General features: G+C 45.1%; 23 protein-coding genes. 17 read left to right on the top strand and 6 right to left on the bottom strand.

The window, feature by feature from the left end:
- The first annotated feature begins 1 nt into the window (after window position 1).
- Window positions 2-1,918: a PTS fructose transporter subunit IIABC gene (locus AC5W14_RS03250; protein ID WP_496059043.1), complete on the top strand. Its 1,917-nt coding sequence runs from the start codon at window positions 2-4 to the stop codon at window positions 1,916-1,918.
- A gap of 279 nt (window positions 1,919-2,197) precedes the next feature.
- On the opposite strand, the gene AC5W14_RS03245 is transcribed toward AC5W14_RS03250, so the two are convergent.
- Complete coding sequence (locus tag AC5W14_RS03245) at window positions 2,198-2,503, bottom strand: PepSY domain-containing protein (RefSeq protein ID WP_252314565.1); 306 nt, start codon at window positions 2,501-2,503, stop codon at window positions 2,198-2,200.
- A 149-nt stretch (window positions 2,504-2,652) separates the two neighbouring features.
- Between AC5W14_RS03245 and AC5W14_RS03240 the strand changes: the two genes are divergently transcribed.
- Together AC5W14_RS03240 and AC5W14_RS03235 are read left to right on the top strand one after the other, a co-directional pair.
- Window positions 2,653-3,726 carry a M42 family metallopeptidase gene (locus tag AC5W14_RS03240; RefSeq protein WP_496193656.1) on the top strand — a complete coding sequence of 358 codons (1,074 nt, stop codon included), beginning with the start codon at window positions 2,653-2,655 and terminating at the stop codon, window positions 3,724-3,726.
- Window position 3,727: 1 nt separating this feature from the next.
- A complete protein-coding gene (locus tag AC5W14_RS03235) occupies window positions 3,728-4,237 on the top strand; it encodes a DUF84 family protein (protein ID WP_496193655.1) in 510 nt (169 codons plus the stop codon).
- A gap of 45 nt (window positions 4,238-4,282) precedes the next feature.
- Here AC5W14_RS03235 and AC5W14_RS03230 read toward each other — a convergent pair whose 3' ends face one another.
- Complete coding sequence (locus AC5W14_RS03230; RefSeq protein ID WP_496193654.1) at window positions 4,283-4,723, bottom strand: YtoQ family protein; 441 nt, start codon at window positions 4,721-4,723, stop codon at window positions 4,283-4,285.
- A 130-nt stretch (window positions 4,724-4,853) separates the two neighbouring features.
- On the opposite strand from AC5W14_RS03230, the gene AC5W14_RS03225 reads away from it, so the two are divergent.
- The 13 genes from AC5W14_RS03225 to ccpA all read left to right on the top strand — a co-directional run bounded on the left by AC5W14_RS03225 (window position 4,854) and on the right by ccpA (window position 17,803).
- On the top strand, window positions 4,854-5,864 hold the full coding sequence (locus tag AC5W14_RS03225; protein ID WP_496193653.1) for a PTS sugar transporter subunit IIC: 1,011 nt from the start codon (window positions 4,854-4,856) through the stop codon (window positions 5,862-5,864).
- A 17-nt stretch (window positions 5,865-5,881) separates the two neighbouring features.
- Window positions 5,882-6,208 (top strand): thioredoxin family protein, encoded by a 327-nt coding sequence (locus tag AC5W14_RS03220; protein WP_496059048.1) that lies wholly within the window; start codon window positions 5,882-5,884, stop codon window positions 6,206-6,208.
- An 85-nt stretch (window positions 6,209-6,293) separates the two neighbouring features.
- Window positions 6,294-7,094 (top strand): DUF1444 family protein, encoded by an 801-nt coding sequence (locus AC5W14_RS03215; protein WP_496059049.1) that lies wholly within the window; start codon window positions 6,294-6,296, stop codon window positions 7,092-7,094.
- Window positions 7,095-7,163: 69 nt separating this feature from the next.
- On the top strand, window positions 7,164-7,796 hold the full coding sequence (gene ytpR / locus AC5W14_RS03210; protein WP_496193652.1) for a YtpR family tRNA-binding protein: 633 nt from the start codon (window positions 7,164-7,166) through the stop codon (window positions 7,794-7,796).
- Between the two features lie 103 nt (window positions 7,797-7,899).
- A complete protein-coding gene (locus AC5W14_RS03205; RefSeq protein ID WP_496193651.1) occupies window positions 7,900-10,395 on the top strand; it encodes a DNA translocase FtsK in 2,496 nt (831 codons plus the stop codon).
- 175 nt (window positions 10,396-10,570) lie between these two features.
- Window positions 10,571-10,759, top strand: a complete 189-nt coding sequence (locus AC5W14_RS03200; protein ID WP_496059052.1) for a hypothetical protein — start codon at window positions 10,571-10,573, stop codon at window positions 10,757-10,759.
- 156 nt (window positions 10,760-10,915) lie between these two features.
- Complete coding sequence (locus AC5W14_RS03195; RefSeq protein ID WP_496193650.1) at window positions 10,916-12,016, top strand: nicotinate phosphoribosyltransferase; 1,101 nt, start codon at window positions 10,916-10,918, stop codon at window positions 12,014-12,016.
- Window positions 12,017-12,033: 17 nt separating this feature from the next.
- Window positions 12,034-12,693 (top strand): hypothetical protein, encoded by a 660-nt coding sequence (locus AC5W14_RS03190; RefSeq protein WP_496059054.1) that lies wholly within the window; start codon window positions 12,034-12,036, stop codon window positions 12,691-12,693.
- A 122-nt stretch (window positions 12,694-12,815) separates the two neighbouring features.
- The gene (murC, locus tag AC5W14_RS03185) at window positions 12,816-14,123 is read left to right on the top strand and encodes a UDP-N-acetylmuramate--L-alanine ligase (protein WP_496059055.1); all 1,308 of its coding nucleotides are present in this window, start codon (window positions 12,816-12,818) and stop codon (window positions 14,121-14,123) included.
- 200 nt (window positions 14,124-14,323) lie between these two features.
- Window positions 14,324-14,782 carry a DUF948 domain-containing protein gene (locus tag AC5W14_RS03180; protein WP_496059056.1) on the top strand — a complete coding sequence of 153 codons (459 nt, stop codon included), beginning with the start codon at window positions 14,324-14,326 and terminating at the stop codon, window positions 14,780-14,782.
- A gap of 5 nt (window positions 14,783-14,787) precedes the next feature.
- Window positions 14,788-15,237, top strand: a complete 450-nt coding sequence (locus AC5W14_RS03175; protein ID WP_496059057.1) for a YtxH domain-containing protein — start codon at window positions 14,788-14,790, stop codon at window positions 15,235-15,237.
- Window positions 15,238-15,456: 219 nt separating this feature from the next.
- Window positions 15,457-16,533: a bifunctional 3-deoxy-7-phosphoheptulonate synthase/chorismate mutase gene (locus AC5W14_RS03170; RefSeq protein WP_496059058.1), complete on the top strand. Its 1,077-nt coding sequence runs from the start codon at window positions 15,457-15,459 to the stop codon at window positions 16,531-16,533.
- Between the two features lie 265 nt (window positions 16,534-16,798).
- Window positions 16,799-17,803: a catabolite control protein A gene (gene ccpA / locus AC5W14_RS03165; RefSeq protein ID WP_496059059.1), complete on the top strand. Its 1,005-nt coding sequence runs from the start codon at window positions 16,799-16,801 to the stop codon at window positions 17,801-17,803.
- Window positions 17,804-17,892: 89 nt separating this feature from the next.
- Here the strand turns inward: ccpA and AC5W14_RS03160 are convergent, their stop codons facing one another.
- From AC5W14_RS03160 to AC5W14_RS03150, 3 genes are read right to left on the bottom strand one after another with little or no spacing between them, the layout of a single operon-like run.
- Complete coding sequence (locus AC5W14_RS03160) at window positions 17,893-19,068, bottom strand: acetoin utilization protein AcuC (protein WP_496059060.1); 1,176 nt, start codon at window positions 19,066-19,068, stop codon at window positions 17,893-17,895.
- A complete protein-coding gene (locus AC5W14_RS03155; protein WP_496059061.1) occupies window positions 19,068-19,709 on the bottom strand; it encodes an acetoin utilization AcuB family protein in 642 nt (213 codons plus the stop codon). Before AC5W14_RS03155 ends, AC5W14_RS03160 begins: the two co-directional genes overlap by 1 nt.
- Before the next feature lie 22 nt (window positions 19,710-19,731).
- Window positions 19,732-20,364 (bottom strand): GNAT family N-acetyltransferase, encoded by a 633-nt coding sequence (locus AC5W14_RS03150; protein WP_496059062.1) that lies wholly within the window; start codon window positions 20,362-20,364, stop codon window positions 19,732-19,734.
- 232 nt (window positions 20,365-20,596) lie between these two features.
- Between AC5W14_RS03150 and acsA the strand changes: the two genes are divergently transcribed.
- On the top strand, window positions 20,597-22,315 hold the full coding sequence (gene acsA, locus AC5W14_RS03145) for an acetate--CoA ligase (RefSeq protein WP_496059063.1): 1,719 nt from the start codon (window positions 20,597-20,599) through the stop codon (window positions 22,313-22,315).
- Window positions 22,316-22,486: 171 nt separating this feature from the next.
- On the opposite strand, the gene AC5W14_RS03140 is transcribed toward acsA, so the two are convergent.
- Window positions 22,487-25,900, bottom strand: coding sequence for a transglycosylase domain-containing protein (locus tag AC5W14_RS03140; RefSeq protein WP_496193649.1), 3,414 nt, complete (start codon window positions 25,898-25,900; stop codon window positions 22,487-22,489).
- Window positions 25,901-25,958 lie beyond the last annotated feature (58 nt).

The raw sequence follows: 25,958 nt of genomic DNA, 5'->3' as shown, positions 1-25,958 counted from the left end.
TATGAAAATTACAGAACTATTAAAGAAAGACACGATTATTCTTGATCTGCGGTCTACAGAAAAAAGTGGAGTCATTGATGAGTTAGTGCAAAAACTTGATGATGCAGGCCGACTGAGCGACAAAGACCGTTACCGTGAAGCTATTTTAACAAGAGAAAGCGAAAGCACGACCGGAATCGGGGAAGGCATTGCTATCCCGCACGCGAAAACAAGCGCCGTGCAGACGCCTTCTATCGCTTTTGGACGTTCGAAAGGCGGCACGGATTATGAATCCCTGGATGGCCAGCCGGCCCATTTAGTATTTATGATCGCTGCAAGCGAAGGAGCAAATGAAAGCCACCTGCAGACACTTTCCAGGCTTTCCACTTTATTAATGGATGAAGGCTTCCGGGAAACACTGCTTGAGGCATCCAGTGAAGAAGAAATTCTGGCAGCTGTAGATCAGAAAGAAAAGGAAAAGCTTGGAGAAGCCGAAGCAGAAGAAACGGCTCAGGCGTCCTCAGCAGGCAATGCGGCAGATGCTTCTGTACCGACATATCTGGCGGTAACTGCGTGTCCGACAGGCATCGCCCACACGTATATGGCAGCTGATTCCCTAAAAGCAAAAGCAAAAGAGATGGACATGCGCTTGAAAGTGGAAACAAACGGCTCGGACGGTGTGAAAAACCGCCTGACGGCTGAAGATATTGCCAACGCCGATGCGATTATTGTAGCGGCGGATACAAAAGTCGAAATGGACCGCTTTGATGGAAAACCCGTCATTTCCGTACCGGTAGCAGATGGTATCCGCAAGCCGGAGCAGCTGCTCACTCGTGCCAAACAAAAAGACGCTTCCATCCACAGGTCATCCGGATCTGATGTGAAATCAGAAAACACCGGTGAAAAACGAGGCGTAATCAATACCATTTATCGTCACTTAATGAATGGTGTGTCGAACATGCTTCCATTTGTTGTCGGCGGTGGTATTTTGATCGCTATCTCCTTCTTATGGGGCATTGAGCCGGAGAACACCTTTGCTGTAGCTTTGAACGCTATCGGCGGCCAGTTTGCCTTTGGACTCTTTATTGCCGTACTTGCCGGGTTTATCGCGATGAGCATTGCCGATCGTCCAGGTTTTGCTCCAGGTATGATTGCCGGGTTTATGGCAACGCAGGGAGTCGGGGAAGATCCGGTAACAGCTGGATTTCTCGGTGGATTAATTGCTGGTTTCCTTGCCGGTTACATGGCTCTTGGGGTTAAGAAAGCTCTTGCCGGCCTTCCTAGAGTCTTTGACGGCATCAAAACGATCTTGTTCTATCCTGTTCTAAACATTATGATTACTGGTTTGATTATGTACTTTATCATTATCCCTCCTGTCGCCACCCTGAACCTATTCCTTCAGGATTGGCTCGGCGGACTGGGCACAGGAAATATTATTCTGCTCGGTATTCTGCTTGGTGGCATGATGGCAGTCGATATGGGCGGACCGATCAACAAAGCAGCCTTTACGTTTGGTATTGCCATGATCACAGCCGGTAACTTCGCACCCCATGCAGCCGTAATGGCTGGAGGCATGGTGCCGCCACTTGGAATTGCGCTCGCTACTACATTCTTTAAAAATCGTTTCACAGAAGAGCAGAGAGATGCAGGTGTCTCCAACTATCTGATGGGCGGGTTCTTTATCACAGAAGGTGCCATTCCATTTGCTGCAGCAGACCCGGCCCGGGTTATTCCGGCAGCCGTGATTGGTTCGGCTACAGCCGGCGGTTTGGCAATGTTCTTTAATTCAGAACTTCTGGCTCCGCACGGCGGCTTTATCGTATTCTTCCTGAATGCGGTACAAGGCAGCGGTCCATGGCTGTATGCCCTGTCGATCTTAATTGGTTCTGTAGTTACTATGATTTTGCTTGCCATTCTAAAAAAACCTATACGTGCATAAGAAAAAAGGGGCTTCCGATAAGGGAGCCCTTTTTTTAGATGGTCGAGAAATCACTCCATCAAGTATATCTATACAGGATCTGAATTCTTTAGAACGTCTGTCAACAATGAAGCAAAAAACAGGGGGGAGACTCCTGCAGAACAGCCATCGGCGAAGATAAAGAGGACGATTTTTTCCTCTTTAGCTGAGACATGGCCTGCGGAAAGCGACCCCGTACAGTTATTTTGCATAAAAAATCCTCCGCTGTGCAGCATCTGCACGGGGAGGATCATTGTTTATTTATGAAGAAAGTTCAAGAATGGTACCTGTTTTGGCGTCTACAATAAAGTCCATCTGATTGGTTCTGCCTTCTTTAGTGCTTGAAAGGCCGCCGCGGTAAACACGGTACTCCAATTGATCTTTCTTGTAGTTTTCCGGGGTCATGTGAATCCAGGAACCGTTAATGGAAATATGGTCTTTCACATTTTCTTTTACCTTTTTCAAGGCTTTTTCGGGCGAGATTTGGTCCTTTGCAGTGCATTCACTTAAAGCATAGCCGGCTACAATTCCAACGCCAACCCCTACTAGAATATCGCTTGTTTTCATTATTCAAACCTGCCTTTCCTCTTCTCGTTTCCACTTATTATATCGTATGGAATGATTTTTTCCAATGTCTATATATTCCCAAGGTAGATAAAAAGTTAAACCTTCGGTAAAATAAAATTAAATTGTTTGAGTCACGAAAGGAGTACATCATGAATCAGGAAACTATGGATATGTTTAAAACACTGACCGAACTGCCGGGAGCTCCGGGATTCGAACACCAGGTCAGAGACTATATGAAGACAGAACTTGCCAAATACAGCGAGGAAGTTATCCAGGATAACCTGGGCAGCGTCTTCGGCGTGAAAACAGGAAATCCGGACGGACCCAAGGTAATGGTCGCCGGTCATATGGATGAAGTAGGTTTTATGGTAAAGTCTGTAAACGAGAAAGGAATGATTCGTTTTCAAACGCTGGGAGGCTGGTGGAGTCAGGTGCTTCTGGCGCAGCGCGTGCAGGTTTTGACAGAAAACGGTCCGGTCACCGGAGTCATCGGCTCTACGCCTCCTCATCTGCTGGAAGAATCCCAGCGCTCCAAACCGATGCCTTTAAAGAGCATGTACATAGATATTGGAGCAGATGATAAAGAAGATGCGGAGCAGATCGGCATCCGCCCGGGCCAGCCGATTCTTCCAATCTGTCCGTTTACGCCTATGGCCAATCCGAAAAAAATCATGGCAAAAGCATGGGATAACCGCTACGGAGTGGGATTATCTATTGATTTATTAAAAGAACTGCAGCATACGGAACTGCCTAACCGGTTGTATTCCGGGGCTACAGTTCAGGAGGAAGTGGGGCTGCGCGGAGCGGCATCCGCATCGCAGATGATCAAACCAGATGTGTTTTATGCATTGGATGCCAGTCCGGCCAACGATGCCACCGGAGGAAAAGATGCGTTTGGCCACCTGGGGCAAGGAGCCCTGCTGCGTTTGTTTGACCGGACGATGATTACGCACCGCGGCATGCGTGACTTTGTATTAGATACCGCAGAATCAAATAATATTCCTTACCAGTTTTTCATGTCTCAGGGAGGAACGGACGCTGGACGTGTTCATACATCAAACGAGGGCGTTCCCTCCGCAGTGATCGGGGTATGCTCGCGGTACATCCATACCGCAGCGTCGATTATGCACGTAGACGATTATGCAGCGGCGAAGGAACTGATTGTAAAACTGGTTCAGAATACCGATCAGTCCACGCTGGATACGATCAGGAACCAGGCATAACATGAGCTTGGTTTCATTCATTACAGTCGGCTCTCTAAATGAGACAAAGATTAATGCTGTTCGTTCTGTGTATTCCGATTCTTTCAGCGTAATAGGGAGAGCAGTAGAGGGAACGATCAGCGGACAGCCGATGAGCGACCGGGAAACAAGGCAGGGAGCGATAGAACGGGCCGAATCCTGCTCGGGTAAGGACAGCCTTGGAATTGGCCTGGAGGGCGGAATAATGCTCGTAGAGAGCACATTGTATTTGTGCAGCTGGGGTGCTCTTGCCGACGGCAGTCAAATATATACAGCCTCTGGTGCCAGACTGGCTCTGCCTGATTCTTTTTATGCTTCTTTTCAAGAAGGCAGAGAGCTTAAAGATATCATGGACGCATACACCGGCCGCAGCGGGGTCAGCCATAAAGAAGGGGCTGTCGGCGTGTTTACGAACGGACTGATTTCAAGAACGTCTATGTTTTCCCACATCGTTCAACTGCTCGAAGGCCAAAGACAATACCATCGACAGTGAAAAAAGAACGCTTCCCTTCATGCGGGGAAGCGTTCTTTTCATCAATTAATCGAAAATGTAAGCCAATGCCTGCAGTGCCTGTTCCGGGGTCTCCACGACAGCATTCGCTTTATTGGCTAATTCTTTCACGGGGTGGTGCAGCTCTTTCGGCCGAATAATAATCAGCGGCTTCTGGAGCGTCAGGGCGGCGCTTGCATCCATAGCGGTATTCCACTGCTTGTACTGCTCTCCAAAGAGGGCTACGACTACATCGGCTTTCTGCATCAGCACCTGAGTCCGCAGGTTGTTAAAACTGGAAGCAGCTTCGTCTTTTGCTATTGAATCTGCTTGTTTTCCTAATATTTCTTCTCCGATATTATCAGAGCGGTGGTGGTCTTCCATCGGGCCGGAGAATGTAAGCGGCAGGCTCTTTTCTTCTGCCTGCTTTCGAAAAGATTCTCTCCAGTTGTCATGAATCTGTCCGGCCAGATATACGTTTAGTGTCATAAAATAATTCCTCCTTCTGTCTCTTCCTATTCATAGCCTTTTTGCCATTATATAAAACCTGCTTGTAATCCTGTGGATGGATTATTATAATAAAGAGGTTGAAGAAAAGTAAACGACAGGAGGCTCTTGAATGAAGTCCTTTTTTTTGCGTAAGGGTGTAAATATATCTGTAAAGACATACGGAGTTACGGCACTGAGCTACATGGCTTTAGGGTTATTTTCTTCCCTCATTATTGGTTTAATTATTCAAACGGTCGGCGAGCAGTTAAATTGGACGTTTTTTATAGAAATGGGAACTCTCGCGATGGGCCTGATGGGTCCGGCTATAGGTGCAGCGATCGCTTACGGTTTAAAAGCGCCGCCGCTCGTTTTGTTTTCGGCAGTAGTAACAGGAGCGGCCGGGGCAGAGCTTGGCGGCCCGGCTGGAGCCTTTATTGCCGCACTGCTGTCTATAGAAATTGGAAAGCTTGTTTCTAAAGAAACAAAGCTCGATATCATTGTAACGCCATTTGTAACTATTGCCTCCGGATTCACCGTCGCATCGTTTATTGGACCGATCCTGCAGAATGCGCTTGTTTCTTTCGGCGAGTTGATTATGTGGGCAACAGCCCAGCAGCCGTTTATAATGGGTATATTAGTAGCTGTATTAATGGGACTTGCGCTTACAGCGCCTATTTCCAGTGCGGCGATAGCTATTATGCTCGGTCTGGAAGGCGTAGCCGCAGGAGCCGCCACCGTTGGATGTGCCGCACAGATGGCAGGGTTTGCAGTAAGCAGCTACAGGGAAAATGGCGTAAGCGGCCTGGCGGCTCTTGGAATCGGTACGTCTATGCTGCAGGTACCCAATATTATTAAAAACCCATTAATACTTATTCCGCCTACAGTAGCCGGAGCGGTATTTGCCCCTTTGTCGACCATGGTGTTTTTAATGGAGAACAATGCAGCCGGAGCCGGGATGGGCACAAGCGGCCTGGTCGGCCCGATTATGACGCTGGAGAGCATGGGCTGGACGTGGGGAATCGTTGGTCTCATTTTTCTTCTGCAGATCGCAGGACCGGCGGTAGTCAGTCTCAGCCTCTCTGAGTGGATGAGAAAAAGAAATTGGATTAAACTAGGGGATATGAAAATAGATCAAGGATAAAAGGAGTGCTGGAGCATATGGAAAATATACAAACCAGAGATGAATGGAATAACGCAATTCAGGATGAGGCTGCAGTTATTATGTTCTCAGCCGGATGGTGCCCGGACTGTCGTGTCATTGAACCGGAACTGCCTGTTATTGAAAAAGAATATTCTTCGTTTACTTTTTACCATGCAGACCGGGATGAACTTATTGAAATCTGCCAGGAGCAGGGCGTTATGGGCATTCCAAGCTTTTTAACATTTTCAAAAGGACAGGAATTACACCGGTTTGTAAGCAGGGACCGGAAAACACCGGAAGAAATCAAGCACTTTCTGGATGAATCATTAAAAGAAAAAGCGTAAAATAACCAATAGGATAAACGGCGCTCTCAACAGCAGGTTCTGTGAAGCGCCGTTTGTATGTAATAAGGTCAAGGAGGCCGTTAATATGGAAATTAATGAATTGAAAGCAATACTTGAAAAAGAGCTGGCCGGAAAAAACCGAGTTATGTCTTATGATGAAGAAACGACGACCCTTCGCGTAGATCATACGACGATAAAAAAAGGGGTGGAGCTGGACCTTAACAAATGGCTCGCTAAACATGGAGAAAAAGCGGAAACATCGGTGGAAGATGCGGTGCGCTTTATTGCCGTTTCTTTAGAGGCCATGGAAAAAGATATTAAAATCAAAGGCCGCGAGTCTTATATTTATCCAGTTATCCGCTCCACGTCTTTTCCAATGGAAAAAGGTACCGGACAGGAGCTGTTAACATCCGAGCACACTGCAGAAACCAGGGTATATTACGCTTTGGATATGGGAGAAGCCTATACACTGCTTGATAAAGAAGCGCTGGCGGCAGAAGGATTGTCAGAACAGGCGATCAAAGAAGCAGCGCTGTTTAACCTGCGCGCTCTTGACGTATCCTACAAAACGGAAACCGTTGCAGGAAACACCTTTTATTTCGTTAACGCAAAAGACGGATACGATGCAAGCCGAATATTAAACGAAAAATTTCTCGAAGAAATGGATGCAAAAACATCCGGAGAGCTTGCTGTAGCTGTTCCGCATCAGGACAGCCTGATATTTGCGGATATTCAAAACGAACAGGGATTTGACGTGCTCGGCCAGATTGTATTCCGTTTTTTCCACGACGGCAAAGTGCCGATAACGGCGCTTTCGTTTACCTACGCTGCCGGAAAGCTGGAGCCTGTTTTTATTTTGGCAAAAAAGAAGCCCGGCCGTAATTAGAGGCTTACCTTTCAGTGGAGCTGTGATACAATATGGAACGAATGTGCAGAAAAAGGAGAGCTTATAATCATGAACGTTTTTTATAACAAGCAGGGTATAGGAGACACACTACTGGTCTCTTTAAAAGAAATTGCTAAAGAAAAAAGAAAAACAGAAGTACATGGCAGCGCAGCAAGGCTGTATCATGAACAAACGAAGGAAACGACCGGGTATACGATTTTTTCCGCGTCATCGTACGGTACGATTCATGGAGAAGGCATGCTTGCAGTAGATGCCGAATTGATCGCGTTAATTCAAAAAGCGCTTGATGAAAATGGCATCAAAGAAACTGCAGCCGTACCGGAGGAACCTTCTTTTGTCGTAGGCTATCTCGAGGAGATTGAAAAGCATCCGGATGCGGACAAGCTGAATGTCTGCCAGGTGAATATAGGCAGCGGCACAACGCAGATTGTCTGCGGGGCCTCTAATATAGAAGAGGGACAGAAGGTACCTGTTGCTCTTCCCGGCGCCTATATGCCGACAGGAATGAAAATAAAAAAATCAAAACTCCGCGGTGTCGCGTCCAATGGAATGATCTGTTCTGCCAAAGAACTTGTTCTGCCGTCCCGCCTCCAAAATGAGGGAATTTATATACTCGACGACAAATATGTAACCGGAGAAGACTTTTTATCTCAATATCATGCAAAAAAAAGTGAAAAATAATGAATAAATCCACTAGCGGGGCTAGTGGATTTTTTCCTGCTCCTTTACAATAGAGAAAGAACGGCTGATACTTAAGCTTAACATTGACAGGAGTGAGATATAAATGGCCGGATCATTTCAAAGATGGATGCAGTCCATTCAATCATTTTTTCTTGGCGAAGATGAAAATGAATATATTGAAGAAAAAAAGGAAAAACCTAAAAGTGAACCTACCCAGGAAGCCCGCACAAAGCAGCCTCCTTCAACTCCTATAAATATGACAGATAAAAAAACAAAACACGCTGAACCGATAGAACCATTTAAAAGAGAAGAAAAAGAACAGCGGGTGCTCCATCACTACCCGCAGAAGGGACAGTTTCGTTTCCCTTTAGCTCTGGATGAATCAGATGCAGAAAGCGAACCGCAGGAGCCGGGACCCCAGGAAATGAATGAGGGCCCGAGACAGCGCAGGCAGAACGTATATGACATTCCTGCTTTTGAGCGGAACAATAAAGACCGTCCGGCGTTTGTGCCGAAAATGGAAAAGCGTCCTTCTCAAAGGACGGAAAAGCGTCCGGCAGAGCCCTATCAGAAGCCAAAACGTCCGGAAAAGCGGGTGGAAGCGGTTAAAGAACCGGCGGCTTCCGAGAAAATAGAGTCAGGATACTTCCAGGGAAGGGACTTTAAAGCCCGTCACATTCCTTCTCCTGTATTCGGTTATGAAAATTTCCCGCTTCACCGCGATTCGTTAAAGAAAAAGCCGGAACATAAAGAAGAATACGAGCCGGAAGCCAGTCAGGATCATACATTGGAAAATCTTCAGGAACAGATGGAAACCCCGCCTGATTTTGAAGAAAATGAGCTTAAAAAAAAAGCTTATCTTTATCCGGAGGAACCAGAAGAGCTGTCTTCCGAACCCCCCGCCGGTGAAAAAATAGAAGTACCAAAGCCGAACGAAAGACGAAAGATAGAAGCCAGGCGGGCTCCGGTAATTGAAGTAAAAGAAGAAGTGAACGAACAAACCGGCAGAAAAGAAGAATCCAAAGTGCGGACTCTTTCTTTTGAAGAAACCGGAAGACAAGAAAAGCAGGAACACGAAGAAGCGAAAAAAAAACTGGAAAAACAGGAGAAAAACCCGTATAACGTGCTGATGCCCGCAAAACGGCGTTTAAGCCCCCAGCCTGCAGGCAGAAAAAACAAAGGTGGATACATCTATCCATCGCTTTCTTTATTAAATCCCCCGCCCCGTGCGACCAGCGACGATGAGGCATCACTGGCAGCGCAGCAGGAGCAGCTCGAAGCGGCCCTCCGCAATTTCAACGTAAAAGCAGTTGTATCTGAAGTGACAAAAGGTCCTTCTGTGACAAGGTTTGAGGTGCAGCCTGCACCGGGAGTGAAAGTCAACAAAATAACCAACCTGACTGATGATATTAAACTCGCCATGGCTGCGAAAGACCTTCGCATGGAAGCGCCGATCCCGGGAAAGAATGCTATTGGTATTGAAGTACCCAACGCAGTAAGCCAGCCTGTGTTTTTAAGGGAAATTCTGCGGCGGGACGTATTTATCCGCAGTGCCTCACCATTAACTGTGGCACTTGGACTTGATATATCAGGCGCTCCAATAACGGCAGATCTGCAGACAATGCCGCACGGCCTGATTGCGGGAGCGACGGGGTCCGGTAAAAGTGTCTGCATTAACTCCATATTAATAAGCCTGCTTTATAAATCATCACCTGAAGATTTAAAGCTGATGCTGATCGATCCCAAAATGGTAGAGCTTGCTGCTTATAAAGATATTCCTCATTTAGTGACGCCGGTTATTCATGATGCAAAAGAAGCAACAGCCGGGTTGAAATGGGCGGTACAGGAAATGGAAGACCGCTACAGAAAACTGGCGCATGAGGGAGTAAGAGACAGCAAAAAGTATAATGAAAAGATGGTAAGGCAGGGAAACTATGCTTCTAAAATGCCATACATTGTTATTGTCATTGATGAACTGGCTGACTTGATGATGGTGTCTCCTCAGGAAGTCGAAGACTCTGTCTGCCGCATCGCCCAGAAAGCGAGAGCATGCGGGATTCATCTGCTTCTTGCCACCCAGCGTCCTTCTGTAGACGTTATTACCGGATTGATTAAATCCAATATTCCTTCCAGAACAGCGTTTGCTGTGTCTTCCCAGATTGATTCCCGTACGATTCTGGATATGGGTGGCGCAGAAAGGCTTATCGGTAAAGGGGATATGTTATTTTATCCAAACGGCGCACCAAAGCCGATACGGGTTCAGGGCACCTTTGTGACAGATGAAGAGATTGAAGCCGTTACAGACTTTGTGAAAAATCAAAGCAGTCCGGATTATTTTATCGAACAAGAGGAACTTATTAAGCAGACAGAAACCGTGGAAGTCCAGGATGATTTGTTTGAAGAGGCGTGCTTGTTTGTGAGCGAACACCGCGGTGCTTCTTCTTCCCTGCTGCAAAGAAAGTTCTCGATCGGCTATAACCGGGCTGCCAAGCTGATTGATTTGATGGAAGCAAAAGGCCTTGTATCGGAAGCAATGGGAAGCAAGCCAAGAAAAGTACTTGTGTCACCGAGAGAACTGGAAAATATGAGCCAGTCCTAAACCGGGCGTCCGCTCCGGATCTTTCCTTTTGAATACAAAGTCTTGTCAATTACTTTAAGGTTCTATATGATAAGAGGTAACAAATGTAACAACCATTTTCCTAAGGCTTCAAACAAACAGGCAGAACCATGCTTTCCAGGCAAGCTGATTTCTTACAACCAGGGAGGGAGCTCTTATGGAACAGATTCAGCTCGATATTCTTTTGGAGTTTGTTTATCCGGAGGTTTTGGCTTTGTTAACAGATTACGAAAAAAATATTTCGATTGTGCTGCAGTATGGATTTGGCAGCGTAAAAGCAGAAGATGCGCAGGAAATAGTAGAAGCAATAATTATGGAACAAGGAAAAACCGCCTTGATTCACTAAAAAAATATGATTTAGGCGGGAGCCATATTCAGCATGCTGCCTATAAATCAAATGAAGTCCGCGGCCTCATGCGCGGACTTCATTTTGAGATTATCCATTAAATAATGATACGGCCCGGAAGCTACTATAAAGGTCCAGTATACAAGGAGTCTGTTTATGCCAAAAGAAATAGAATATAAGATGCGCGGAGAGATAAGCCGTTTAACAAATAAGACATTCAAATTTGATGAGCGGGTGGGCGAAGGATGGTTTTCTGCTGTTTATTTTTTAAAAACAAGAGAAATTGCTAAAAAATATAAAAGCAGTGATATTGTTACTACCCAGTTTTTCCAAAAAGAAAATGCTGTCCTCTGCGGCACAGATGAAGTGATCGCTTTGATAAAAACGTTTGCTGAAGATCCGGAAAGCCTGGAGATTATGTCTTTGAAAGATGGAGACAAAATTGTTCCTTATGAGACAGTGCTCTCCGTTACCGGGCCTTATCAGAATTTTGGCTTTTTAGAAGGGGTTATCGATGGTATTTTTGCCAGAAGAACCTCTGTTGCTACAAACGTATACGATGTCGTAAAAGCAGCCAGGCGTTCGGGCTCTCAAAAACCTGTTATTTTTATGGGGGATCGTGATGATCATTTTACACAGCAGGCAGGGGACGGCTATTCAGCACATATCGGCGGTTCGACCGCCCAGGCGACACATGCGATGAGCGAATGGTGGGGGAAAAAAGGAATGGGAACCATGCCCCACGCGTTAATTCAGCTGTTCCGTGGAGATCTTGTAGCTGCAACCCGGGCATATAAGGAAACATACCCGGAGGACGAATTGATGGCACTGGTGGATTACAATAATGATGTTATTACTGATGCCTTAAAAGTAGCGCGGGAGTTCGGAGAAGACTTAAAAGGTGTACGTGTGGATACATCCAATGGAGTGGTCGATCAGTATTTCTGCAGAAATCCGGAAGTGATGGGTGCCTTTGATCCCCGTGGTGTTAATCCGGAACTTATATTTGCCCTGCGTGAAGCGTTAGATGCGGAAGGTTTTCAACATGTGAAAATTGTCGCGAGCGGTGGCTTCACGGTGGACCGGATTGCTATGTACGAAGATCAGCAGGTTCCTATTGATATGTACGGTGTCGGCGGAAGCCTTCTTAAGATTCACATCGGCTTTACGGGAGACAACGTGCTTTTAAACGGAGAACATGAAGCAAAATCAGGCAGGAAGCACCGTCCGAATCCACGATTGGAAAAAATTAATTAGAAAAGCAGGGGTGTCTCATGTCAGATGAAATTCCTGACTTTCAAGCGTACAAAAAACAGCAGCAGGCGGAAGCTGATGAAGCGCTTTTGTCCATGCAGAGACAGTTCTCTTTATGGACCGACTCGCATATTAACCTTCGGGAAAAAGTAAGGGCAAAACATTTATTTGAAGAGTGGACCGGTTGTCCAACTGCTTTTTTGGAACAGGGATCGTGGAATATATTTTTTTTGGACTGGATGAAATATGACTATAAAAGCGTAGCGGGTTCCCGGCTGTTTGACCAATTTATCAAAGCAGAGGCGGCTTCGCTTTCCTCTACCCAGCGGCAGCTTGCTGCATTGATTATGGTATCAGCTCTGGAGCCGTTTACAATAGATGCACGGCGCGAAGCAGTTATCGAAGGACGCTTTTTTCTCGAAAGTTCGTCCACGTCAGCGGTGCATCTTTTTTCGTATGAAAAAGAAAAGCCCCTGCCCGGTCCAATAGTGCTGATTCGAGCGATTACATACCGTGGCAAAACATATACCATCCATACACCGGCGTCTCTTTCTTTGAACGAAACAGAAGCAGAGTATTTTTGGACCGGAGAAAAAAGCGGCCGGTCTTCTGCGGAATTCAAGAGACTTTTTGCAAAAGATCATGGTATTATATGGTACAGACATGTTCTAGGTCATTAGCAGGATTATAAGGACATTTATTGGATGAAGGAGACCTATCTGCTATAATGATGAAGTGTTTGTCCAATACTCGATTTAAAGGTCTCTGCCCTACAGCAGGATGAATACTGGAGGTATTTAACATGAATACGCACCACCTAATTGGAATTAAAGGATCAGGAATGAGTGCCCTGGCACAAATCCTGCATGATATGAAGATACCAGTACAAGGCTCCGATGTAGAAAAGCCTTTCTTTACCCAGCTTCCTCTCGAAGAAAGAGGCATTCCTATTTATCCTTTCCAGGAAGAGAATATTAAAAAAGGACAGGTACTTATCTCTTCTGCGGCTTACGGAGAAAATCATGAAGAAGTAAAACGGGCAAAAGAATTGGGTATGACCGTTATGGAATATCCCGTATTTCTTGGAGAATTTGCAAACCGTTTTACATCTATCGCGGTAGCGGGTTCACATGGCAAGACGTCAACGACCGGACTTCTCGCTCACGTGCTTAGAGCGTATAAGCCGACTTCCTATCTTATAGGAGATGGAACCGGAAAAGGGGAAGAAAACAGTGCTTTTTTTGCTTTTGAAGCCTGTGAGTACCGCCGTCATTTTCTTGAATACCAGCCGGATTATGCGATTATGACAAATATTGATTTTGACCATCCCGATTACTTTAAAGACGTAGACGATGTAGTAGATGCTTTCCAGGAAATGGCTCAAGGCGTGAAAAAAGGTATTGTAGCCTGTGGAGATGATGAACATCTGCAGAGCCTGCATGCCTCTGTACCGATTATGTACTATGGCATTGACGGCAAGTATGACTTTAATGCAGACAACATTCAGACGAGCGAAGCAGGCACTTCATTTGACGTTCACATTAGAGGAGACCGCTACGGCACATTCTCTATCCCTGGTTTCGGCCGTCATAACGTGCTTAATGCGCTTGGAGTCATTGCACTCTGTCACTATGAGGAAATGCCTGCTGAACTTATAAAAAAGCAGCTGGAAAGCTTTGGCGGCGTAAAGCGCCGGTTTTCAGAGAAAAAAGTCGACAGCCAAATACTCATTGACGACTATGCGCATCATCCAACTGAAATTAAAGCGACAATTGAATCAGCCAGACAGAAGTACAGCAACAGAGAAGTCATTGCCGTTTTCCAGCCCCACACCTTTTCAAGAACTCAGGCATTTCTTGATGATTTTGCAGAATGCCTGAAACAGGCAGATCATGTTTATCTTTGCAGCATTTTTGGCTCTGCCCGTGAGCAGGATACAGAATTAACAATCGAAGACCTTCAGAATAAAATTCCGGATGCCTCTCTGATTTCCGAAGAAGATATGGATCAGCTTTCCAAACATAAGGATGGTGTTATTTTATTTATGGGGGCCGGGGATATTCAAAAGTTTCAAAAGGCCTATGAGAACGTAGCAAACGTTTCAGAATAAAGATCAGGCACCTGCTGCGAGGCAGGTGCCTTTTTTAAGTGAAAATATGAAAATTAAAGCCCGTCTTGATAAAAAATGGGAAAACCTTCTTTTCTTATAAGAAAATTTAGTTACAATAGAGAAAGAAAGATAATATTAATGTTTCAGTTTTAACCAAGAGTGGTATTAAAAGTAGGTAAAGAAGGAGGTGCAGTACGTTTATGGAAATCTTACTCTACATAAGCGCATTAATCGTTGCTATCGCGTTTGCTGTGCTTGTTATATTCATTGTCCAGACACTAAAAGCTGCTTCAAGCACCATGAAAAATGTAGCAGGTACGCTGGACCGTGTGGAGAAACAAGTAGAAGGCATAACCACAGAGTCGGAACATCTTGTACAGAAATCTACAATCATTGTAGACGATGTGCAGAAAAAGTCTCAATCTTTAAATGGACTGTTTGAATCATTAAAAGATGTAGGAGATTCGGTGCAATCTATAAATTATACTTTTAAAGAAATGTCCGACACTGTTACACTGCAGTCCAAGCAGCAATCCGAACAAGTGGCCCGCGCAATGCAGTGGGGTAACGCTGCGATTGATTTGTACACGAGATGGCAGGCGAGACAGCCGCGTCCCGAGGCAGAAGCTCAAAATACTAATACGACGACTGGGGGATGAACAACATGGCAGATACTAATTCAAAAGACTTTTTAATTGGAACGCTTATCGGCGGCATTGCAGGCGCCTGCGCGGCATTGCTTCTTGCGCCTAAGTCGGGCAGCGAGCTTCGCACAGATATTACAGACAGCACGAAGTCAGCTTCATCCAAAACGTCAGACTTCACTACTACTGCTTACGATAAAGGGTCGCAGTGGGCGTCTACAGCTAAAGAAAAGTCATCCACTATCGCTAAAAGCGTAAGTGAAAACTCAAATGAGTTTTATGACAAAGTAAAAACAGCTGCAGCGGATGCCGCAGGCAACGTAAAACAGGATACAGAGAAAACGGCGGATGAACTTGCTGATGAGCTAACAGAAGAACTCGAACATGCAGACAGCGAGCAGTCTTCGAAAATTAAATCAGAAGTCGAAAAGCTTCAATCCGACCTGAATAATAACAAACCTTCAAATTAAAGGTAACAGCCCGCATTGAGAAATGCGGGTTTTTTTATGGAAAAGAAACAAAAAAATTAAAAATAGATAGGATAGCAAGTCTGTTAATAAGGCATAAAACGCTTTAGTGCTTAAAAGCGTCTAATTAATAAAGAAAAAAAGGCTGACATAGTAATAAACTTCGTTTATAATAGCAATATAATCATAAAAAGCAGAAAAGACTAGGGAGTGGAGCATGTTATGAGTAACGAACAACTGGATGCACTAAGAGACGAACTGGATAAAGTAAACCTTCAAATCCTGGATTTGATTAATGAAAGAGCTACTTTGGCTAAAGAAATCGGCCAGGTGAAAAATACAGCAGGGCAGAAAAGATTTGATCCGGTAAGAGAAAGAAATATGCTGGATTTAATTGCTGAAAACAACAAAGGTCCTTTTGAGACTTCAACGGTTCAGCACCTGTTCAAGCAGATCTTCAAAGCGAGCCTGGAAATTCAGGAAGATGACAATCGCAAAACGCTTCTTGTGTCACGTAAAAAGAAGCAGGAAGATACGATTGTTGACCTAAAAGGAGAAATGGTTGGAGACGGCAATCAGCGCCTGATCCTCGGACCGTGTTCAGTAGAAAGCTACGAGCAGGTATACGAAGTAGCAAAAGCAATGAAAGCACAGGGACTGAAGCTTCTCAGAGGCGGAGCGTTTAAACCAAGAACGTCCCCTTATGACTTCCAGGGACTTGGTAAAGAAGGTCTTGAAATCTTAAAAAGAGTAGCTGATGAGCTGGATATGGTCGTAATCAGTGAAATTGTAAGCCCAAAAGATGTTCAAATGGCTACAGAGTATATTGATGTGATTCAAATTGGTGCAAGAAACATGCAGAACTTTGAACTCTTAAAAGAAGTGGGCGGAGTAGATAAGCCTGTCCTGCTGAAAAGAGGACTGTCGGCTACTATTGATGAATTCGTTAATGCCGCAGAATACATTATCTCTAAAGGTAATTCGAATATTATGCTTTGTGAGCGCGGTATCCGTACGTATGAAAAAGCAACACGTAACACTCTCGATATTTCAGCAGTGCCGATCTTAAAGCAGGAAACACACCTTCCGGTACTCGTTGATGTAACGCATTCTACAGGCAGAAGAGATCTGCTTCTTCCAACAGCGAAAGCAGCACTTGCAATCGGAGCAGACGCTGTTATGGCAGAAGTTCATCCGGATCCGGCCGTAGCGCTTTCCGATTCTGCTCAGCAGATGAACATTCCGCAGTTCCAGGATTTCCTGACATCCCTTCGTGACTCAGGACTTTACAAATATTAAAATAGTACAAAAGATAAAAAGAGGAGAGTAATCGACCTGGTTCGATTCTCGCCTCTTTTGTTTTTTTGTGTGGATAAAACGCTTTATTATTTGCTATGCTGAAGAAAATAGAATAAGATCAGATAGGAAATATTTTATGAAAAAATTAATAAATTTTCATAAAATACACAAGAATACGGCTTAAAGGAATTGCAGAACCTCCTTAAGTTATAATATGATAGCAATAAATGTACGAAAGTAAAGAATAAAAAAAGGAGGCCTTTCATTGAATACAACTATTTATGATGTGGCAAGAGAAGCTGGGGTATCGATGGCTACGGTATCCCGTGTAGTAAACGGAAACCCGAACGTAAAGCCGGCAACAAGAAAAAAAGTGCTGGATGCCATTGAAAGACTTGGCTACCGCCCTAATGCTGTAGCAAGAGGACTTGCCAGCAAAAAGACGACGACAGTAGGGGTTATTATCCCTGACATTTCCAATATCTTTTTCGCTGAACTGGCCCGGGGTATTGAAGATATTGCGACGATGTACAAGTACAATATTATTTTGTGCAACTCGGACCAGAACAAAGATAAAGAGATCAGCCTGATCAATACGCTGTTGGAAAAACAGGTGGATGGTATTTTATTTATGGGCGGCGAAATTACAGAAGAACACGTCACACAGTTCAAGCGTTCTCCTGTACCGGTAGTACTGGCTGCTACAGTAGACCAGGACGGCGAACTGCCTTCAGTGAACATAGACTACCAGCAGGCTTCGTTTGATGCAGTGACAGAGCTTATAGAAGCTGGACACAGTCGTGTAGGTATGGTATCCGGTTCGCTTGAAGATCCAGTGAACGGATTTCAGAAATTCAGCGGCTACAAGAAAGCCTATACAGAAAAGAGCATGAACTTCGATGACTCCCTCGTAGCTATCGGGGATTACACCTATGATTCAGGCATTCAGGCAGCGGATACTCTTATGAAGGTCGACAATCCGCCAACCGCTATTTTTGCAGGAACCGATGAAATGGCTTTAGGAGTTATTCACGGTCTGCAGGACCAGGGCAAAAAAGTACCGGACGAGGTAGAAGTGATTGGTTTTGATAATACGAGACTTGCCACAATGGTAAGGCCGACGCTGACTACAGTAGTACAGCCTATGTATGATATTGGAGCTGTATCCATGCGGCTTTTGACAAAGTACATGAACAAAGAAGAAGTGGATGAAAAAGTAGTCGTGCTTCCGCATAGATTGGAATACAGAAATTCCAGCACATTGAAATAAAAGAAACCACGTACAAAAAGCTGCGGCTCTTTATAAAGAGCCGCAGCTTTTTGTATGCTTATTACTGGGTATAGTGGAAAAAACAAAATTTATTTTTTCTTTGTTTTCTGTTCGTTTCGAATATAGTAAAGCGATTTTTCCAATGTTTTTTCATTTTTTCCGGTTATCTCTGCCTGGCGTGGGATATGTTCGTACATATCTTCAGGATCGGTCCATTTATCCGGTAAAGGGTGTGGTGATTTTTCCTGCCACGTCTCTATCCATTTTGGCGGAATCGGATGCTTCAAAAGATCCTGGCGGTTTGTCATTTCCAGCCACAGCATAGACCATGCCCGCGGGACGACCCTCCAGATATCATAACCGCCGCCGCCGACAGCAATCCATTTGCCCCCGCAGTACTTATGGGCAAGCTTATGAGCCAGACGTGGTATCATTTCAAACGTTTTGATAGTAGAAGACAAGTGGGTTAAAGGGTCGTAGTAATGGGCGTCTGCGCCATTCTGAGTGAGAATAACATCAGGCTTAAAAAAAGCAGCTGCTTCCTCAATCGCCGTTTCGTAACAGGAAATAAAGGAATCATCTTCTGTAAAAGCATCTACAGGGATATTGATAGAAAACCCAAACCCCTGGCCCTGGCCTTTTTCATTGACACTGCCTGTGCCGGGGAATAAGTACCTGCCTGTTTCATGAATAGAAAGAGTACAGGCATCGGGCGTATCGTAAAACGCCCATTGCACTCCATCGCCGTGGTGGGCGTCGGTATCAATATAAAGAACCCGGGCCCCGTAATGCCTGCGCATGTACTCAATCGCAATGGCGCTGTCATTATAAATACAAAAGCCGGAAGCGCGGCCGCGAAAACCGTGGTGAAGGCCGCCGCCCAGATGCAGGGCGTGCTGGGCTTTATTCTGCATAACAGCATCTACAGCTGTTAGGGTGCCTCCTACAAGCAGAGCGGATGCTTCATGCATATTTTTGAAAATGGGTGTATCCTCTGTGCCAATTCCGTAGTTGGCAGCCACACCTTCGCTTAATGTTCCTTTGCCGGCTGCCTGGACAGCTTCAATGTAAGCGTCATCATGAAAAAGTTTAATTTCTTCATCTGTTGCCATGCGGGGAGTAAGAATGTCTTCCTCCTGAATAACGTTCAAGGCAAGCAGAAGATCATAAGTTAAACGAAGACGCAGATGGTTAAAAGGATGGTCGTCATTAAACTTATACTGCATCTGGTCTTCTGAATAGACAAAAACAGCATCTTTATTCATTACTCTATCCCCGGGAAGTGCGGTCGTTTCACGTGGTAGCCCGCTTCTTCGATCATACTCATGATCGGCCTTGGATCCATCGTCTGCACCCGGAAGGTAAGCACTTTGTGGGTAAGATCATCACTGGGATATACGAGCACACTGGTTATATTAATCTTATGTTGTTTAAATAAAGCTGATAAATCTGCCAGATGCCCATAAATATTGGGGACAACCACTTCAATCTGGGAAGAGGGCTGATGAGCTCCTGTAAGCTTTACAATCGTATGGAGTACATTTGTTTCTGTCAGCATGCCGACCAGTTTATCGTCAACTGCGACAGGCAGGGCACTGATGTCGTTTTCAAATAATACGACGGCTGTTTCTTCTACAAAGTCCAGAGGGTGGGCTGTAATGACAGGGTATTTCATAATATCCGAAACAGGACGGTTCAGTTCTTCTTTTAAAGCGTCCAGCTGGAAAACGGATGGACTTGCATCTCTTATATCCCGGTCGGATACAATACCGACAATCAACATATTTTCATCAACGACAGGAATATGGCGGATGCGGTTTTTCTGAAGAAGATCCATTGCATCCTGGATGGTGGTTTCTTTCTTTATTTTTATCATGTCTGTTTTCATAATTTCTTCAACGAGCATAGATATATCCTCCTTTGTACAATTAATACATAAAGCGGTTCGTAAACCGGATGGCGTCGAATTTCTGCATCGAAGACTGCGACACTCTTTTACCAACGCGCACCATCAGGCAGTTGGCCGGGTGGGAGCTTATCTCCGGGTCATCTGTTGCCATCCATTCGAGCCCGCCGGCATTCATCATTTTTTCCATTACTTTTCTATAATCCCAAATGCTCAATCCGCTTCCTTTTAAATCCCAGTGCCAATAATATTCTGTTGTAATAATGATAAAGTCCTCCACAGCATCATCAAGCATGGAAAAAGTGAGCAGATTGGAGCCAAGTTTCGCACCGCGGTACTCTTTAGCTACTTCAATAGCTCCTAATTCCAGCAGTTCTTCCATTTCTGCCTCAGACCAGCGTTCCAGCGGATCCGGGTAGACAAACGTGACATAGCCGACTATTGTGTTGTCATCAACGACAACATTAATACGACCTTCGGGAAGATCGGCAATACTAATAAGCGCTTTCTTTTGTTCGGAAGGGGAACGGAATGCGACAAGTCCTTCGTGCAGTTCGTAATCATGAATTTTTTTTCCGGATATTGGACCTTCAATCAGCAGTGTCCTGCCATTGAATTCCAGTTCCTTTGAATAGTATTTCTTCTTATGGTTCATCCAAGTACCACCTTTTAGCATATAATGAACTAATGATAGAATTACTTTTATTATACAACACCTGAAAAAAATATTGGGGATTTAAGGGAATTTCTTCGGGAGAATCCCTACAGTAACTAATAGTCACCGGTAATAAGCCTGAATTCAGCAGATTATAAATTGAAGAAATATTCATATTATATTATAATGTGTAATAGAACACATATCATTTAGCAGAAGGGGTCGATCATTAATGCAACTGAAAGCGCTTCCTCCAAGAGACGGAGATCACAATTTAAAGAGTTATGAAGATACAGCTAAGACATTTAAATGGGAGGATATCGAAAAAGAATTTTCCTGGTATGAAACAGGGAAAATAAACCTGGCTCATGAAGCGATTGATCGTTATGCCGATATGCCTGAAAAGAAAGACCAAGTAGCGCTGTATTATAGTGATGCACAGCGGGACGAACAATATACATTTGAACAAATGAAAAAGCATACAAATAAAGCAGCCAATATGATAAAAGATGCAGGTATTGAAAAAGGAGATCGCTTATTTATTTTTATGCCAAGATCTCCTGAACTGTACTTTGCTATCCTTGGGGCTATTAAAGCAGGAGCCATTGTAGGTCCGCTATTTGAAGCCTTCATGGAAGGTGCGGTAAGAGACCGCCTGGAAGACAGCAGTGCAAAAGGCCTTCTTACGACACCAACTTTATTAGAGAGAGTGCCGGTAGATGACCTGCCTGCGCTTGATACGGTATTTATTTACGGTGAAGACGTAAAAGAAGAAGGACCGTATTTGAACTTTAATTCCAGAATGGAAGCGGCGAGCGAAGAGTTTGAGCCGGAATGGATGGATAAAGAAGATGGAATGATTCTTCATTACACGTCCGGGTCCACCGGCAAGCCAAAAGGCGTACTACATGTTCATAATGCTATGCTGCAGCATTATCAGACAGCAAAGTGGGTACTTGACTTGAAGGATGACGATGTATACTGGTGCACAGCCGATCCGGGCTGGGTTACAGGAACTTCCTACGGAATCTTTGGCCCATGGCTTGCAGGAGCAACCAACGTAGTACGTGGCGGACGCTTCAGCCCCCAGGACTGGTATCAGACATTGGAAGATTATAAAGTCACCGTATGGTACAGTGCCCCAACAGCATTTAGAATGCTGATGAGTGCCGGAGACGAAGTAGTGAAAAAATACGACCTTTCCAAACTAAGACACATCCTAAGTGTAGGGGAGCCGCTGAACCCTGAAGTAGTAAGATGGGGTGAAGAAGTATTTAACCTGCGCATTCATGATACGTGGTGGATGACAGAAACAGGTGCACAGATGATCTGTAACTATCCATCGATGGAAATAAAGCCCGGCTCTATGGGCAAGCCGATTCCAGGTGTTAAAGCTGCTATTGTTAATGACCAGGGCGAAGAGCTTCCGGCAAACAGAATGGGTAACCTGGCTATAGAAAGCGGCTGGCCTTCTATGATGAGAACCGTTTGGAATAACGAAGAGAAGTTTAACAGCTATTTCGAAGTGGCGGGCTGGTACATTTCAGGTGATTCCGCTTATATGGATGAAGACGGCTATTTCTGGTTCCAGGGCAGAATCGATGACGTTATAATGACTTCCGGTGAACGTGTCGGTCCATTTGAAGTAGAAAGCAAGCTGGTGGAACATCCTGCTGTAGCTGAAGCTGGAGTAATAGGCAAGCCGGATCCGGTTAGAGGCGAAATTATTAAAGCATTTGTTGCTCTCCGTGATGGATATGAAGTAACAGATGAACTAAAAGAAGAAATCAGAGTCTTTGTTAAAGAAGGACTGGCTGCACACGCTGCACCGCGGGAAATTGAATTCAGAGACAAACTTCCTAAAACAAGAAGTGGTAAGATTATGAGACGAGTGCTTAAAGCATGGGAACTCGATCTTCCAACTGGCGATCTTTCTACGATGGAAGAATAAGCAAATAATCAAAAGCCTCATTCCACACAGGAATGAGGCTTTTTTCGTTTACAGGCGCGCTTTTCATGAGACGCTGTAGATAGAGTACAGCGTCATGCTGGGTTCAAACGTATTAAAAAACAGCCTTATTCCAGTTTAGGAATAAGGCTGTTAAACGTAATCAAATAGATGCTATTCTTCTTCCGACTCCGGACCGTCCTCTGATTCCGAACTTTCTTCCGCATCGGAAGTATCTTCCGGTTCCGGGCTTGAATCTGGTTCAGGCTCGGCTTCCGTTTCCTCTTCGGCTTCTTCATCCTCTTCCCGATTTACAGGAGTAGAGCCGCCGCCTTGAGAACTTGTTTCCTCTTCAGATTCAGTATTGGTGCCACTGCTGTTTTCAGGCGGGGCCTCTGGACTGGAGGCACCGTCCTCTTCTGAGCTTGAACCGTTGGTTTCCGGCTCAGCTGGTTCTTCAACAGGCGTTTCTTCCTCGGACTCAGGTGCAGCAGGAGGCGTTTCCTCTTCTTCAGCAGGGGCTTCTGGTTCAGCGGGGCTCTCCGGCTCAGGAGAAGTGTCTCCATCCGCTGGTGGAGATGCACCGTTATCTGAAGGTGATTCTGTCTCACTGCCGCCGTTGTCGGAAGAACTCTCTTCTTCGCTTGAAGAATCATCGTTTCCGGTATCCTCCCCATTTGAAGATCCGTTTTCTTCCTGATTTGTTTCATCTGAACTTTCTGCCGGAGAGTCCTGTTCTTCATCGGAACCGTTAGTGTCTTCATCCGGTTCCGTTGAACTCTCATCAGACGATTCGTCCTGGCTTTCCGGGTCTTCCTCTGTGGTGCCGGTAGAAGGTTCGCTATCCTGGCTGGCGTCTTCTGAGCCGCTCTCATCGCCGTTATCATCGTCATCCTCTGATCCATTTGTGCCGGAAGAAATTCCTGCACTTGCAGAATCGGAGGATTCTCTTCCACGGGTGTCGACAGCTCTGACTGTATAGGAGCCGGATCCAGGTGTGGCAGAGGTGTTGTCTTTTCCTACAATAGTATCTTCTACACTGCTGCCTTCATATACTCTGTATCCGACAATATCATCGTCTGTGTGTTCCGACCATGTAAGCTCAGTGCCGCTGCTTGATACGCCTGAAACAGCAGCAGGGGTTCTTTCGTTATCGGGAGCATCCCGGTCGACAGTAACATCACCAATGTCTCCTGGAAAATACTCTTCCGGATTATCAATGTCATCGAAATAATCTTCATTCAGAATAATTCCCGATAAAGTAAAATCGTCAGGAGTTTCTTCATAAGCAGTATAGGTGCTTTCATCAATTTCAACGAGCTCGCCTTCCTGAAGGCTGTCATCTTCTTCTGTTGGCACGAACTCTTCATTCATTAGATCTGTTACAGCAAGTCCGGCTTCTTCACACATAGGAGAGACAAGCAGGCCGGATAAACCGCAGATTTCCTGTTCCACAATGCCATCAGGCTCTTCAAACGTGCTGTCCGTATTAACAGCATCCGGATTGGCCTCGGTGGCGGCATTCATTAAATCAGCCCAAATATTCTGGGTACGCTCACTGTAGGAATACCCGTTGTATGAGTTTTCCAGCTGATTCTGCTGTTCACGGTTATCATAACCGAGCCAGAGTCCCATAGTGACTTCAGGATTCATACCTACAAACCAGGCATCTACCTGATCAGACGTTGTTCCTGTTTTTCCGGCCCAGTCGCCTTCTTCGTCCAAGTAAGAAGAAAGCTGGGCGGCTGTTCCGGGTGACTCAAGAACATCCCGAAGCATATCAACCATTAAATAGCTTGTCTGCGGGGAAAATATTTCGGTTTCTTCTGTTTCATGCTCGTAGGCGACTTCGCCATCGCTTTTCTTTTCAATGCGTTCTACCATATAGCTCTCATGGTACTGGCCTTCATTGGCAAATGTAGAAAAAGCGTTCGTGTTCTGCGAAACAGTTACCCCGTTCTCGAGTCCGCCCAATGCGGTTGATTCTACAGGTTCTTCCTCCGATAGTCTCGTGAAACCGAGGTTTTCTAAATGTTCTTTAGCTTCTTCCTGCTCGAGTTCCCAGAAGCTTCTTACTGCAGGAATGTTTTGAGAACGCTGCAGCGCCTCCCGTACCGGAATAAATCCTTCAAAGCCGCTGCCGGCATTATTAATTTCTGTTCCCGTCGTATAGTCTGTCGGCACATCGGCTACAGTAGAACCGGGATGCAGTTCTCCTTCGTCCATTAGAGGTCCATAGGAAAGGAGCGGTTTCATTGTGGAGCCATTCTGTCGGAACGTTTGTGTAGCGTGATTTAAGTTCTGTGTATCGTAATCTCTGCCGCCGACAAAACTGATGATGGCTCCGGTTTCGTTATTAATCATCATCGCACCGACTTCTTCCTGCTCTGTTATATCTCCATTGGTACGATCCGGACCAAACCAGGTGGAGCTTTCAATGGATTCCTGCATGTTGTCATAGATACTTTTGTCAATTGTAATATGAATGTCGTACCCGCCGATTGCCAGGTCTTCCCTGGCGTCTGTCGTGTACTGTTCAAGCGTCTGTTCACGCTCTTCTTCATCCATTGCGTTGAGGTTTACATCATCTTCTTCAAGCATTTGATCACGAAGAAGAGTAGAGGCTTCGCGCTGCACTTCACCCGTGATATAAGGATACTCATCTGTAACCGTATCACTCGGCTCTGCTAAATTTTCCTCGATGTCATAGGCCATCGCTTCTTCGTATTCTTCTTCTGTAATATAGCCTTTGTCATGCATGTCATTTAATACGCGGTCTTTGCGGTTAAGTCCTGCTTCGAATTCTTCTTTTACGGTTCCATTATTTTCAAAGGGCGTATAACCATAAGGGTTTTGAGGCATGCCGGCAATAAAAGCTGCCTGGGCGATATTAAGCTCGGAAGCGTCTACTCCGAATACACCTTCCGCAGCAGACTGGGCGCCTGCAATATTTAAGCCGTTGGCATTCCGGCCAAATGGTACAAGGTTAAGATAGGCTTCCAGAATTTCATCTTTGTTCAAGTAGCCTTCCAGCCGAAGAGCCAGCAGAATCTCTTTAGCTTTTCTTTCGAAACTTACTTCATTTGTTAAAAGTTGATTTTTAATAACCTGCTGGGTTAGTGTACTTCCTCCGGTCTGGACACTTGCGTTGCTCATCTCCTGGTATGTAGCCCGGAACAAAGCAGTAGGAACGATACCATCATGTTCGTAGAAGTTTTCATCTTCTGTAGCAATAATGGCATGGACCAGATTGTCGGAAATATCTTCAAGCGGCACCTGCTGTCTTTCAATATCTGCAGGGACGTTTCCCAACGATTCACCGCCGGCAAAATACATATCACTGGCCTGTTCGTAATCATAAATCTCTGCCCGCATTTCTTCTTCGTTCAGTGCTTCCTGATCATCTACGAGCGACACAAAAAAACCAGCGCCGACCGACCCGATAAAAAGGATAAAAGAAATAAAAACAATAACAGCAACCAGAACAATATTTATAATAATATTAGAACGGGAGTAGGATTCCTCTCCCAGCTGTTTTCCTCTAAACCAATCGACTCGTTTGTTAGCTTTGTATAAAAAATTTTTCATGCAGCGACCCCCTAAATTTCTAGCTCATTATAGCATATAAAAGACCCATATTTAAACT

It is taken from the genome of Sinobaca sp. TMA16-18 (genome assembly GCF_059510535.1).
Note: the sequence above shows the minus strand (reverse complement) of the source record. Positions and strands in the feature narration are given on the sequence as shown.